Genomic DNA, 12,997 nt, shown 5'->3' on the forward strand with positions numbered 1-12,997 from the left:
CTTATTTAGTTTCTTGGAGAATGGGGTTTTGTTGAAGCCAGGTCTCGACGAAAGGATTGTAATCAGGATCGTCCAAGCGTTTGATGTTCCACCCACCTGGCGTCATCGATTCTTCCGGCGCGAGCTCATCGCAGATCACCGGATCTTGGCTGTCTGGACGCCTATCTTTCGGAGGGGCTTGAATCATTGTCCGCATTGGAAGGCCCACCGCCTCGCCGAGAATGATTGCCTCTCCGGTGCGGAGGATCGGAAGCATGCTGGTCAGACCTTCGAGATTGTCTGAAAGCGCACTGGTCACCTGAGATCTGTCATTGCCATTACTCAGTCGCATGGCGAAGAAGGTTCCGCACTGAGAGAGAATGGTCGGATTTATCTCCGAGGGCCGCTGACTGACGATCATCGCACCAATGCCGTATTTGCGTCCTTCCTTCACAATCCGCTGCGTGACCAACGATGCCGCCCCATCGAAATTATCGTTCAGATAGGCATGCGCCTCTTCCATCACGATCAGCAATGGCCGCTCACGACCGCCTTCGGACAGATTTCGAGCCCAGAAAAGGCCATCATAGATCACGCGCAGGACGTTGCCGATGATGTCGTTCGTCATCGACGACGGGATGCCCGAGAGATCGAGGATGGTGATCGGATTGGGGCTTCCGAGCCAGTCCTTCATAAGTTCGGCGAGGCCCTTCTTGACCAGGCCATCGGCATCCGGATGCCAGTCGCCCGGGCGTAGCAGGAAGTCGTAGCGGGACACGCGGAGTTTCGATCCAAGCGCCTCAAGTTGCGAACGGATATTCAGGCCATCGGGCACATAGTTGATCTTTTCCGGGTCGTCTTTGACGTTCTTGACCTTGCGGAATCGGGGGGGAATCCCGGCCTCGGCGTCGCCCACCAAATCCTTCCCCTTGGCATCCTTCTCATATGCCCAAGTGGCAGGGTCGGTGGGGTTACCCTTGCTGTTATAATAGGTGGCGAACTCCGCGCCGTAGAGCTCGTGCCAAAGCTTGTTCAGCGAGAATGGAACCGGACTGTCGGCGCTCAGGTTTTCCGGGGTGAGTCCGCGGATGGGCGAGGCCGTGAGGCTGTCCGCTTTCGCGGCGATCACGCGCTCGAGAATGATGTTGCGCGCTTTCCCGTCGGTAGGCAGCGCGCCGAACGTCACACGCAGCATCTCGTCAAAGCTCAGCGCCCAAAAAGGGATGCAAAGCCGGCGCTCATTGGGCGCGCGGTCGCTTGGATTAATCCTGAAAACGGTGGCACGATCGCCAAGCGCCCGTGCATACTCACCGTGAAGATCCAGCACGACGATCCGCGCGGAGGGGAAGCGGTCTTCACTCGACAGGACGTTGAGAATGCCCGCGACCGTTGTCGATTTACCCGAGCCTGTGGTGCCGACTATGGCGGAGTGGCGGGTCACCAGCTTGTTGATGTCGACCAGAGCATCGATCGACTCGCTGCCGGCGATATGCCCAACCCGCACCAAATGGTTCTGTCGGTCCGACCGTCCATAGATCACCTTCAGGTCAGCTTCGGAAACGAGGTGCACTTCATCGTCGATGGTGGGATATTGTGAGATGCCGCGCTGGAAACGCCCCGTGCGATAGCCCTCGCCAATTAGCTGAATCTTCATCCAGCGCAGGCCGTTGGGGAGGTCCTTCGCCATGTTCTCCGGAACCGCGCTCGCTCCGACCTGCGATACGATGCCGAATAGATCGACATAGCCGACAGGTATCTTCACGAAGCTGCCGATCTGGCCAATTCTATAGCCTTGGCCATCGACGAAGCTGAGGCCGGAAAATCGGTCAGCGCGCATCGTCACGCTGACGGTTGTCCCGCTGACATCCTGGACCGCCCCGATGACCGTCGCAGCATTAAGGCTTTCAGGGCGCATCTGCGATGGCCTGTGCCTTTGGCGCTTCTGCCTGGGCTCCGGACAGTCCGCGAAGGAGATTACCGAGTGCAGCGAAGTCGCCCAGCCTTACCGACGTCGTGGTTCCGTCCGAGATGAAAATATTGGGCGGCAGTACGGGGGGATCGCCGTCGTTCGCTCGCCAGGTGCCGGCGTTGCGGCCGATAATCGCCTCGTCAAACCCCAGCATGCTGAGATTGGGAGTGCGCTCGGCGCACTCGCGACCGGCTTTGTACTTATCGTCGCTGAGCTTGCCGTACATGAACGCGAAAACCTGCGCGGTCGAATTGGTCGCCAGGCTGCGGCAGATCACATCGTTGATATGCTCGTCCGCGAACGAATAGCCGCAGATGAAAAGCGCGGCCGAAGGCTTGAGCAAAAAGGCTTTCAGCCTGTCCAGCATCGCAAGATAGGGCATCTTGCGGCTCTGGTTATATTTGAGGTGGGAAGGGTAGATCAGATAGGAGTTGCCATCGCGCATAGCGTCGCTGCGGATGACCGCCCCGGTCTTGTCGAGGCGCCAGTTCAACGAGCCATGGATTTTCCACAGGCGCGTCCAGCGCGGGGGCAGTATGGACTCGTCCTCCACTGCTCCCAGATCGAAGAATGCTCGCCTCGCCCCGATAAATCCGTCGAAATACGGCGCGTCGCTTTCCTCAAGAGCCTGCTCCAAAAGTAGGTCGTAGTTCGTGGTGAAAACGTGGATCGGCTGCTCACGATGGATCGCGCGGGCCCAGATCGCGAGGTTGTGATAAGGCGTGTCGTCTCCCGGGAGAGGTACATCGACCACTTCTGAGATCACCGCACAAATTTGCTTGTCGAGTTCTTGCAACTCGCCCGATTGAAGACCGCGCACGATCCCCTTCCCGGCGACACTGCAAAGCAGCCGGATCGTGCTCAGCAACAGTTCGATATTTTTCTCATCTCCCCCGTCCTCATCGACTATCGCGACGATCTTGTCCCAGACCGAGAGCGAGTCCGGCTTGCCTTTCAACCGGTTATGGATGGTAGAGGTGAGCCCCGCCACGTCCTGGATCAGCGGTTCGTTTTGAAGCGTTCCAGCGACTTCGCGTTCCACGCGTACCGACAAAGGGCAGCCGGCACCGATGAAGAAGCCAAGCGGCTTACGATTCTGGGACAGCGACTGCTGGATGAAGCTGATCTGATGGAGGGGATCGTGAAGATTCATGGGATCAGCGACCGATGAGCGAGAATTGCTATACACTTGCGAGCTATCATGAAGAGCGCCGCTAACCAAGCATGATCGCAATTTGATCCGATCTGGATTGTTATTGATCCATAATGATTTTGATTTTGTCAGGCAGGTAATTATTCGCTGAAGTCCAATTGGGTACGGGCTTCCTGTTGACGACGCGCCTGGGCCATCTCATCGGCAATGAGACGCCAGCCGCCTTGACGCAAGTCGGCCGTCCGTGGATGCCTCGCAAGCGATCATGCCGACAGTGCGGCCTCGCATGTATTTCAAGGGACGGAAAGGAAGCGCCCCGTGCCGGCGATAAAGATCATCCACAGCGCGGATTGGCAGCTTGGCAAGCCGTTCGGGCGGTTTCCGCAAGAAGTGCGCGGCGCACTGAGCGAAGCGCGCCTCGATGTGATCGACCGCTTGGCCGCCGCGGCCGCGAGCTTCGGTGCCGCGCATATCCTCGTTGCCGGAGATGTCTTCGACAACACCGAGCCTGGCGACAGGATCGTTGCGCAGGCAATGTCTCGAATGGAGCGCGCATCCGCGACATGGTGGCTGATGCCGGGCAATCACGACCACGCGCGTGCCGGCGGTCTGTGGAGCAGGGTGCGCGCACGCGCGGCGGCGAACGTTCGAATTCTGGATGCGGCCGAGCCTGTCGAGATTGAAGATGGTGCTTGGCTGCTGCCGGCACCGCTAGAACATCGCAAGACAGTCCTCGATCCAACCGCAGCGATGGTCGATATGCTGACCCCGCCCGGTGCTCTCCGCATCGGGCTGGCGCATGGCTCGATTACAGAGTTCGGTGCTTCAGGAGAAAGCTCGAATCTCATTCCTCCCGATCGCGCGAAATCGGCGGGGCTCGACTATCTTGCACTCGGCGACTGGCATGGGTTTCTCGCCGTAGGCGATCGGACCGCCTATAGTGGGACGCCCGAGGTGGATCGGTTCGGGCGAGACGAAGCGGGCGCTTGCATCGCCGTTACAATCAGGTCTGGCGATGCCCCGTCGCTCGAGCGCGTGGAGACCGGGCGGTTCCGTTGGCTGACCCGTCGCTGGGATTTGGCCGCTATGGGCGATCTCGAGCGCGAGCTCGATACTCTGCGTCGCGAAGCACGGCTTTCGGACGCGCTCTTGTCCTTGAAAATTGAAGGTGTGACCAGCTTGTCCGATCGCGTCGCGATTCTGGCAGCCTTGGATGACCGGCTTGCGCACGAGTTGCGCCATCTCGATCTCAATGCGGAAAACCTCCTGGCACGCCCGACCGCGGAGGATATCGCACAATTCGATGTGCAGGGTGCGCTGGCGAGCGCGGCGATGGCGTTGCGCGAGCGGGTGGACGCAGGAGGCGCCGACGCATCCTTGGCCGGCGCCGCACTCGAGCGTCTCTTTGTGGAGACCCTGCGCCTGGATGCGGGGGCTGCGCGATGATCCTGAATTCTTTGGAGCTTGCGAGCTTTCGGAAGTTTAGGGATCCCCTGCGGATCGACGGTTTCTCGCCAGGGTTCAATATCGTCGTCGAACCGAACGAGAGCGGAAAGTCGACGCTGCTCGAAGCGCTGCGTGCCGCCTTTTTCATTCGCTATTCGGCCAAGACCGAGCTGGTTAGGTCTTTCTTGCCGATCGGGGACGACGTGGCGCCGCGGATAGCGGTGGAGTTCGAGATCGCTGGTCAGCCGTGGAAACTTGAAAAGCAGTTTCTGAAGGCGCCATTCGTTCGCCTCGCTGGCCCGTCCGGCCGCCGCGAAAGCGATGCGGCGGAGGATGCGCTGCAAGAACTTCTGGGCTTTGAACGCGGCAACAATAGAGGAAGCGATCCGGAGACACGCGGGCCGCTGGGTATGCTCTGGGTCGAGCAGGCGACCGCTTTATCGGTGGAGAGTCCGAACCGCATCGTTCGTGACTCCGTGCGCGGCGTTCTGGAGGCCGAGGTGGGGGCGGTCACCGGAGGGCGACGGTTCGATGCCATCCGGGCCAATGTCGAAACCGCATACAGCGCCATCCGCACGCCGCGATCCGGACAGTCCCGAGGCGAACTGGCATCTGCCGAGGCGAGGGTCGCCGCCGCGTCTGCAGCACGCCAGCAAGCAGAAGCGGTCATGCGTGAATATGACCACGCACTCAGCGAGCTCGAGCTGGCCCGAGCCAGGCTACGGATCGTCGAGCGCGATCTGGTCGATCCCGAAACCGCGGAACAGCGGCGCATGCTTGCCGAGCAGCTCAAACTTGCAGAATCCGCCACACTTCGCTCGACCGCTGCAGAAGCGCAATTTGGTCAAGCGGACGAGGTGGCGAAGACTATTGCCGCGCGCATTGATCGCCTGGAAGGGAGCGAGCGCCGTGTCGAGGCGGCCGCGGCCGAAGTTGCCAGGCTCGAAGCCGAGCGCGATCGGACTCAGGATGGGGCGGACCAAGCCGCCCGCAATGAGCAAGAGCTTCGCGCTGCGCTCGAGGCAGCGCGATCGGTTCGCGAGCAGCGTGAGGATGCCCTGTCCCGCGCCAGGGACCGGATAGCGGCATTCGCCAAAATTGCCGGGGCCGGGCGCGCAATCGCGACGCGCAGGACGCTGTCGGACCTTGAAGATCGGGAGAAGTTACTTCAGGCCGATGTTAGCGCCGCTATCGGCGACGTGGAAATTAGCGCTCTGGCTGACCTGGAACGCGCCGCGATCGAAGCGCGGGCGCGGTTCGAGGCCGGAACGGTGAAGGTCGATTTCGACCTCGCCGATGGCGTCGAACTGCGGGTTGACGGCAATCCAAGCGGAGCAGCCAGCATCGACGTGCTGAGCGTTACCCGGCTGGACATCGGCGAAGCGGGCAGCGTCCTGATCCGCCCGCCGCAGGGCGGCGGCCGATCGATCGAGGCCGAACTCTCGGCGGCGGAAGATCGGCTTGGCGCCAAGCTGCGATCGCTCGGTGTCGTGTCTCACGCGATGGCGGTTGCGCGAAACGAACGCTCCTTGGCAGCGATGCGCGAACTCGAGGCGTTGCGCGTTCAGATATCAGTGGCTTGCCCTGGAGATCCGACGATCGGACTCGCGCCCGGCGCTGATGCACTCCGCGCATTTGTGGCGACGGTCGGCGAGCAGTCCGTGGAGGCCGTGGCTCCGAATGACGATATTGACGCGCTGGAGGCGGTGCTGGGCGAAGCCAAATTGGCCGAAGCCGAAGCGGCGGGCCGGCACGAGGACAGCCGACTGAGCTTGTCAAAGGCCGAGAGTGAACTCGCGGCGGCCGTTGCAGCGCTTGGTGCGGCCGGACGCGAGGCGGAAGCCGCCGTTGCGCAGTTGCGTGCCATCGCGATCGACGGCGATAGCGCTGCTCTTGAGACGGCGTTTGCCGAAGCGCAGCGGGACCGGGCGGCCAAGCTGGACGCGCTTGAGGCGGCTCGGGCGGGAGCAAAGTCCTTCGATGCGAATACGCTGCGCCGCCGAATCGAAAATCTCGATCGGGCAACGAGCAGGACCGTGGAGGAGAGAGTCGACCTCACCGGCAAGATTGCGGCGCTCGATTCCACTATCACCAGAGAGGGCACAGCCGGGCCGGCCGGGCATGTCGCAGAGACGAGGGAAGAAGAAGAGGCTGCCATTGCTGCGCGCGATCGGCTTCAACGTGAAGCCGATATTCTGGAAGTGTTGAGGGCTGCGCTGACCAACGCCGCCAATGAAGCGTCACGCACTTTTCTTCGCCCAGTCACCACACGCGCCATGCGCTATGTCGAGCGGCTTTTTCCCGGAAGCGATGTGACATTCGATGAGAATCTTGGTCTGTCGTCGGTCGCACGCGGCGGCCTGGACGAAGCCTCCGGTGATCTCAGCCGCGGTACGCAGGAGCAGCTGGCAATCCTGACCCGCCTCGCCTTTGCCGACCTTCTGCTGGAAGACAAGGCGCCCGTTTCGCTGATCCTTGACGATCCTCTTGTATATTCCGACGACGCGCGCCTGGAGACGATGACCGACATTCTTCAGGAAGCATCGGCGCGCATGCAGGTCATCCTTCTGACATGCCGTTCCAAGGCGTTCCGGCATGTCGAGGCGAACAGGATCGCGCTGCAATAATAAATGGCCGCAGTAGGGTCGAATGCCTTTCGCAAATTGGGGCAACGATATCGACTGGCGCGAAGGTCATATTCGAACAAGGTGGTCGCCGTGTCGCGCGATGCTGGAGGCGCGGGCTGCGGAGGCCCACCGGAAAATCTGCTTTTCGACCGCATGGACGGGACGCTGATGGCATTAGAGCGCTGATCCTAGCGATCGCCAGTTCGGTAGGCAGGCCTGCTTTCATGAATTGCGGACATCGTCCTCGCACTTGGCGGCGAAAGCGGAAAGCTGGCTACGAATGTCGCCATAGAGCGGCACCGCCAGCATCAATGCGCTCACCAGCGCTTCGATCAGCGTCCAGGCCCGTCGCCGCGCGTTCTCGCCGAGCGGCGTGAATAGGGCTGCCTGACCGGTGGGATGTATCTGCGCAAAGGCGGTGGTGGTCCCGCTATCGTTCGGATGCGCATATTCGCTCAACTCGTCATAGAGCGCGCGGAACTCGGGGATGCTTTTCGTCACTTGATCGACGTCCGACAGTACGTTGCGCGCACTGGGACGATCATCTCGGGTTCGCGATCCGAAGATGCCCCGCATCAATCGGGCGTCCAGGGCATCGGCGTCGCCGCCTTGATAGCCCGTCACGAGCTCGTGTAGCACGCGGAGCGTGGCGACAGTTTCCGTCGTGGCGCGGGCGAGCAGAATGCCAGCAACGTGCATCTGGTCATCGTAGGCGCCGAGTGCTCCCCGGCCGAGTTCATCGACGCGCCATGCAAGCGCGCCGGCGAGCAGCGCGACCTTGAACGGCAATTTGGAGCATGCCGATAGTTCCTGCGCGCGGATTTGGTCGGGCAGCAAGTGATCAAGTTCCTCGAGCAGCCTTCCCGCCGAGGCTCGCCGATCCTCAAAGTCCCACTCATCCATAGGCGAAGTAAATGCGGCGACGGCCCCAATGCAAGCCTCTCTCCACAAGATCTTCCATCTCGATAGATTGCAACTCCCAACACCTGTAATGAGCACGTGGCCAACATACTTCCCCACCCACCCGGAGTCCGAAGGCTTGGACACGACCAGGTAGCCCGCAGCCAGGACCCAACCGAAATCGCTAAATTCCCTGTCGCGATCCGTCGCGACCGGCTTATCATGCCGGTTGTGAAACGAAGCACCTTACCTCCGCCGACCGATACCGTTCGCAGGGCCGGCCGAACGGATTTCGCGCAGCTGGTCGGCAAGGCGGCCCCGGGCGGAGCGAACCTTCCGTTCACCCACCTGACCGACGCCTATCACATGCGCGGCATCGTCGAAGCCGGCGCGCTCGGCCCGCAGCCATGCCGGGTGTTCGAGGAGCCGCTGCTCTACCTCTTCTACGGGAGGCCCGCCTATCGCGTCGCCGCCCAGGTGGAGAGCAACGGTCTCGACGCCTATTGGCCGATCTGCTTCGTGCTGAAGCCCAAAGCCGTGGCGGCCAAGCGCATCTATCCCTTCGACAGCGGCGCCTTTCATCATGGCCGCTTCGGAAGCTTCTGCCACCATGGCATGATCAGGGAGGACTTCGAGCTCGAAGCGGACCCGGCCACGCCGGCCCGCTTGCTCAGTCTCTTCTGGCCCGATGCGCGCAGCTATTTCGACAATCGCAATCCATTGGAACCGGTCCTGGATGCCTTCGCCTTCGAGGCGAAATCCTATGGCGAACTGATCCGGGCCAAAGGCAATGCCGGCTTCGACGAACGGCATTCCGCGGTCGAGATACAGACGGCGGAGCCCTTGGCGCTTGCGCAGAATCTTCTTGCCGTGATCCTGCCGGCGGACTTTGCCAGCGAAGCGATCACCACCACCTTCCACGGGCTGGGTGCGCTCGTGCTCCCGTTCGACACGGTGACGCGGAACAGCGCGGCCAACATGGTCGGCCAGATCTACGATATCTGCCGCGATCTCTATTCCGGCAAGCATGGCGGAGATTCGTTCTGGTGACGCGAGCCCGCGCCAGCATGGCCGGCTATCTGCAGCCCGTGGTCGGCCAGCCCGGCTTCGCACTGCTGCTCTTCCGAACGCCCGAAGCGAACCGCCTGGTTGCCCAGAAGCTCGGCGCCGACGGCAATATCCGCGAATTCACGCCGATCGATCCTCCCGCCTACACCGAGATTTCAACCCCCGCGCTGCAGGTTGAGGCGAACGGCCCTGCCCTATGGGCCTATGTCCTGCCGGGCGAAGCACCCTGTATCGGCGCACGCGGGCAGGTCGCCGAGTGGCTGGGCGCGCGGCTCGGGCAGATAGAAGATCCGCTATTGCGATTGCAGGCAGCGGAGTTTTGCGAACGGGATCAACCGGTACGGGACGCCTGGCGGGCGGCCTATGAACGGTTGTCCGAAAGCGCTCCGAGGAGCGCGGTCGCGTGGCGCGACGTCGTCGTACTGCCCGGCCGGGTGCGGCAGGCCGTCGCCCAAGCCATCCTGGAGCACGGAATCGAGGGCCATGATCGCGACCTCGGCCGGGACGTGGGCGTAAGCGTCGAGAACGGCAAGCTGCACCTCAGCTTCGATGCCGGCCTGTTCGAAGCGCTCGGGAACTCGCCCGGGGCGCTTGCCGGAATTGCAAAGGAGACAAAGGGCGTCCGGGAAGCGTTCGATCTGGCTGATGACCTCGTCGCCACCTCCCGAGACAATTCAAGATTCATTCCACCTGATTCCCAAGAGCAATTGCTGATCGCGGTGGGGAGGCGTGCCATCGTGCTGGCCAACGCGGCCTCGCTCGACAATCCGAGCCTGAGGAACCCCGCAGGCTATCGCCTGTCGTACGCTCCCGAAATGGAAGAGGACCAGACAAGCCCGCCCGTGCTCGTCGCAAGCGGTACCCGAATTCTCTATCATGGCGACGCCGGCGCAGACGGGATCGCGCCCCATCTGCCCCCGCCCGCCTCCAGGAAGTCTGATCCGGCGCTTATCCTGTTCACGGTGATGCCCGGCAAGATGAACGTCACGAGGCAGGCGGTAGCGCAGGCGCTTGATCTCCGGCGCGCCGGCTACCGCACGATTGGCGTGATTCCTCACCTTCCGCACTACGGGATGGCCGAAAATGCGGACTATGCGAACCTGCTCGACACGCTGCAGGACAGTTTCGACACGATCTACATGGTGAGCGACCACAGCGCCTATACCCGCGGTGGCCTGCCCTTTGGCCCATCCTATTCCCTGCGGGCGACAACCAACCGCCTGCGGGAACTTCTGCGCAATATTGACAGCCACCTGGCCCGCACCGAAGCCGACACGCGGACCGTGGGTCGCGGCTCGGCACTGGTGCATCTTATCGGGTCCGCAATTGGAAGTCACCGAACAGGACCGGTCAGGCTGGTGGATCTTGCCCTCCAGGGGATTTCCGACTTCCCCCTGGACTGGAACGGCGCGGCACGCCTGCACGTGGCCTCGTCGGGCATCGATCGATTGCCGAGGGAGTATCTGCTCGATCTGATCGATCGCGAAGGCCTCGGGTCGGTCGGGACGCATTTCGGTGGCGACAATCTGGCGGGGCCGGATACGGCCGAACTCAAGGTCGAGATCGACGCGGCAGAGTGGCTTCCCCTTGGGCTGGAAGAATTCCACATGGTCTGTGCGAAGGCGCTTCAGAAACATGGCTGGGATCTGATCGATGCCGGGAACGACGAGACGAACTGGCGAATCCACCAGGCTGGCCTGGAGGTCCTGGTGGATTGCCGCGCGTATGGCGTCTCAAGAAAAGACTTCCGCCTGAGGGACAAGGCGCATCGCCGCTATGGCGAAATCGTCGTTCTGACAAACGTACCTGTCACCCCGGGTGATTATGCCCGCATGATGCTGAACGGCCAGGTGCCGGTGCACTATAGCAAGATCGGCATTCTGCGGACGCTCCTGATGCGGCGATACAGCTATCTGCTCAGCGCGCTGCGCAGGGGCGGCCATGAGCGGGAGCTTATCGAGGCGGCCTTCGCGATCTTCATCGACACCTTGAAGACAGGTCAAGAACCGCCCGGCGTGCAGCTGGCTACCCAGGAGCATAGAATTGTCCGCACACCGCGAGGGTTTGATCTCGATCTCGACTCATCGCGGGTGACGATGTTGAAGGATGCGGCTCGCATCGACCTGGTGATCGACGATGCCGCGGCGCGGGGGAGTTCGCACAAGGCCATCATGATACTCCACAAGGAAGGATGGATGGTCGGGTCCAATCCCTGGTCCCCAAAGCTGGAAAGCCTGAGATGACGAGGGGCGCATTCCATCCGGCGAAGCGCGCCGGCCATGCGCGGCCAGATGTGCCGCCGGGCGGAAGCCGGGGCGGCCACGCGCAGGGGCGTGGCGGCGGATGGTGGGGCCCGGCCTGCTTCCCGTTCGGCCGAACCCCGCTGCAGCTTTTTCACCAGGCCCGGCATGCACCGCGTTCCGGTCCGGGCCGATCCTCAGCGCACTCCCGGCGACACGCCTTTCCCCCTTCCTCCCCTTCCAATTGACGGGACCGGCGCTTTCCCCTGTAGTGCCGGCGCGTCCCCGCCGGGACGACACCCGGGAGCATGCATGGCCGAAGCCGAAACCCTGATCGCCCTGACCGCCGACATCGTCGCCTCGCACGTTGCGAACAACAGCGTCTCGCTGGCCGAAGTGCCGGTGCTGATCGCGAATGTGCACGGGGCGCTCGCCGGACTTGGCCAGCCCGACCCCGAACCCGAGCCGAAACAGGAGCCCGCGGTCTCGATCCGCGCCTCGGTCAAGCCGGACTATCTGGTCTGCCTCGAGGACGGCAAAAGGCTCAAGATGCTGAAGCGCCACCTGATGACCCAGTATCAGATGACGCCCGCCGACTATCGCGCGAAATGGAATCTCCCCGCCGACTATCCGATGGTCGCGCCCAATTATGCCGCCGCGCGCAAGGAGATGGCGCTCAAGATCGGCCTCGGCCGCAAGCCCGGCGCCAAGAAGCCCGCCGCAAAACCGGCCCGGGTCAAGGCAAAGGCCAGGTCTTGAACCAACCGCGCGAGCATCTTGCCCGTGCCGCGACCTACCTCGCCCAACACTTCCGGCCCGGACGGCGCCCCGACCCCGGGGCCCAACCCACCGGTCCTTCCGCTCCCGCGCATTTTCCTTCGGCAGCGGATCGTCACCCGCAGGGCCGGACTCCGGCGCAGCCGGAGCCCGGTCGCCGCGAAGCGGCGATAGAGCCGCGGTGCCCGCATGGCGGGCAGCCGCCCTGCCCCGCGCCAATGTCCCCTACGCCCTGCCCACCGGCCCCGCCGCACCCGGCACGAAATGCACGTCCAGTGCGTTCCGCGCGCCCAGCACAGAAAGCAGCCGGGCCGAGGCATCGGCCAGGGCATCGAGCGTGTCGAACATCTCGGTCGTGTAGGCCCCCCGCGCGAAGATCGCGGGATCGCGCACCATCGAGGTGTAGCTGGCCGGCCAGTGGCAGAGCAGCACAAAGGGCCAGCCGGCGCATGGCGGGTCGTAGGAAGCGATGACGATGCCACGCGCCACGAGCTGGGAGGGTCGATGGTCCAGCAGGTCGGGGACCACCGGGGACGGCCGCTCCGCTGCCAGCAATGCGCGGAACTCGCGATGCTCGCGCTCGGTCTCGATCATCACGGGATAGAAGTGCTCCAGTGCCAGCCCCGGTCCTGCGAAACGGGCGGGCACGTTGATCACCAGGATATCGGGCAAGGTGGGGACTGGGCGTGCGTAAAAGGCACGCCGTCGCGCAAGGTCCTGGTCCAGCACATGCATCGGACAAATGTGACCCAGCAGATCCATGGGTCAATGGCGACGTGACGATATCCGCGGCCCATCGTCCCGAAACGCCGCCGGACTGTTCCCAGACCGACCGGGG

9 protein-coding genes are annotated in these 12,997 nt (G+C 62.8%); 5 read left to right on the top strand and 4 right to left on the bottom strand.

What is annotated here, in order from left to right:
• Position 1: 1 nt before the first annotated feature.
• Positions 2-1,894, bottom strand: a complete 1,893-nt coding sequence (locus AAHM44_RS01470; protein ID WP_342248771.1) for an ATP-binding protein — start codon at positions 1,892-1,894, stop codon at positions 2-4.
• Positions 1,884-3,101, bottom strand: coding sequence for an SIR2 family NAD-dependent protein deacylase (locus tag AAHM44_RS01475; protein WP_342248772.1), 1,218 nt, complete (start codon positions 3,099-3,101; stop codon positions 1,884-1,886). Before AAHM44_RS01475 ends, AAHM44_RS01470 begins: the two co-directional genes overlap by 11 nt.
• Positions 3,102-3,419: 318 nt before the next feature.
• Between AAHM44_RS01475 and AAHM44_RS01480 the strand changes: the two genes are divergently transcribed.
• Both AAHM44_RS01480 and AAHM44_RS01485 read left to right on the top strand, forming a co-directional pair.
• On the top strand, positions 3,420-4,547 hold the full coding sequence (locus AAHM44_RS01480; RefSeq protein ID WP_342248773.1) for a metallophosphoesterase family protein: 1,128 nt from the start codon (positions 3,420-3,422) through the stop codon (positions 4,545-4,547).
• Positions 4,544-7,174, top strand: coding sequence for an AAA family ATPase (locus AAHM44_RS01485; protein ID WP_342248774.1), 2,631 nt, complete (start codon positions 4,544-4,546; stop codon positions 7,172-7,174). Before AAHM44_RS01480 ends, AAHM44_RS01485 begins: the two co-directional genes overlap by 4 nt.
• Positions 7,175-7,396: 222 nt before the next feature.
• Here AAHM44_RS01485 and AAHM44_RS01490 read toward each other — a convergent pair whose 3' ends face one another.
• Positions 7,397-8,077: a hypothetical protein gene (locus tag AAHM44_RS01490; RefSeq protein ID WP_342248775.1), complete on the bottom strand. Its 681-nt coding sequence runs from the start codon at positions 8,075-8,077 to the stop codon at positions 7,397-7,399.
• A gap of 228 nt (positions 8,078-8,305) precedes the next feature.
• Here AAHM44_RS01490 and AAHM44_RS01495 point away from each other — a divergent pair, with 228 nt between their 5' ends.
• From AAHM44_RS01495 to AAHM44_RS01505, 3 genes are all read left to right on the top strand, one after another.
• Positions 8,306-9,124: a hypothetical protein gene (locus AAHM44_RS01495; protein WP_342248776.1), complete on the top strand. Its 819-nt coding sequence runs from the start codon at positions 8,306-8,308 to the stop codon at positions 9,122-9,124.
• Between the two features lie 17 nt (positions 9,125-9,141).
• Positions 9,142-11,385 (top strand): hypothetical protein, encoded by a 2,244-nt coding sequence (locus tag AAHM44_RS01500; RefSeq protein ID WP_342248777.1) that lies wholly within the window; start codon positions 9,142-9,144, stop codon positions 11,383-11,385.
• A gap of 309 nt (positions 11,386-11,694) precedes the next feature.
• Positions 11,695-12,141 (top strand): MucR family transcriptional regulator, encoded by a 447-nt coding sequence (locus AAHM44_RS01505; RefSeq protein ID WP_342248778.1) that lies wholly within the window; start codon positions 11,695-11,697, stop codon positions 12,139-12,141.
• Between the two features lie 243 nt (positions 12,142-12,384).
• On the opposite strand, the gene AAHM44_RS01510 is transcribed toward AAHM44_RS01505, so the two are convergent.
• Positions 12,385-12,894: a hypothetical protein gene (locus tag AAHM44_RS01510; RefSeq protein WP_342248779.1), complete on the bottom strand. Its 510-nt coding sequence runs from the start codon at positions 12,892-12,894 to the stop codon at positions 12,385-12,387.
• Positions 12,895-12,997: the final 103 nt, after the last annotated feature.

This window comes from Sphingomonas sp. OTU376 (assembly GCF_038440415.1).
Lineage (GTDB): Bacteria > Pseudomonadota > Alphaproteobacteria > Sphingomonadales > Sphingomonadaceae > Sphingomonas > Sphingomonas kyeonggiensis_A.

Bases quoted from the DNA above. Each gene is read 5' to 3' on its own strand.
- AAHM44_RS01470 (WP_342248771.1), bottom strand. From the start codon at position 1,894: ATGCGCCCTGAAAGCCTTAATGCTGCGACGGTCATCGGGGCGGTCCAG.
- AAHM44_RS01475 (WP_342248772.1), bottom strand. From the start codon at position 3,101: ATGAATCTTCACGATCCCCTCCATCAGATCAGCTTCATCCAGCAGTCG.
- AAHM44_RS01485 (WP_342248774.1), top strand. From the start codon at position 4,544: ATGATCCTGAATTCTTTGGAGCTTGCGAGCTTTCGGAAGTTTAGGGAT.
- AAHM44_RS01490 (WP_342248775.1), bottom strand. From the start codon at position 8,077: ATGGATGAGTGGGACTTTGAGGATCGGCGAGCCTCGGCGGGAAGGCTG.
- AAHM44_RS01500 (WP_342248777.1), top strand. From the start codon at position 9,142: ATGGCCGGCTATCTGCAGCCCGTGGTCGGCCAGCCCGGCTTCGCACTG.
- AAHM44_RS01505 (WP_342248778.1), top strand. From the start codon at position 11,695: ATGGCCGAAGCCGAAACCCTGATCGCCCTGACCGCCGACATCGTCGCC.
- AAHM44_RS01510 (WP_342248779.1), bottom strand. From the start codon at position 12,894: ATGCATGTGCTGGACCAGGACCTTGCGCGACGGCGTGCCTTTTACGCA.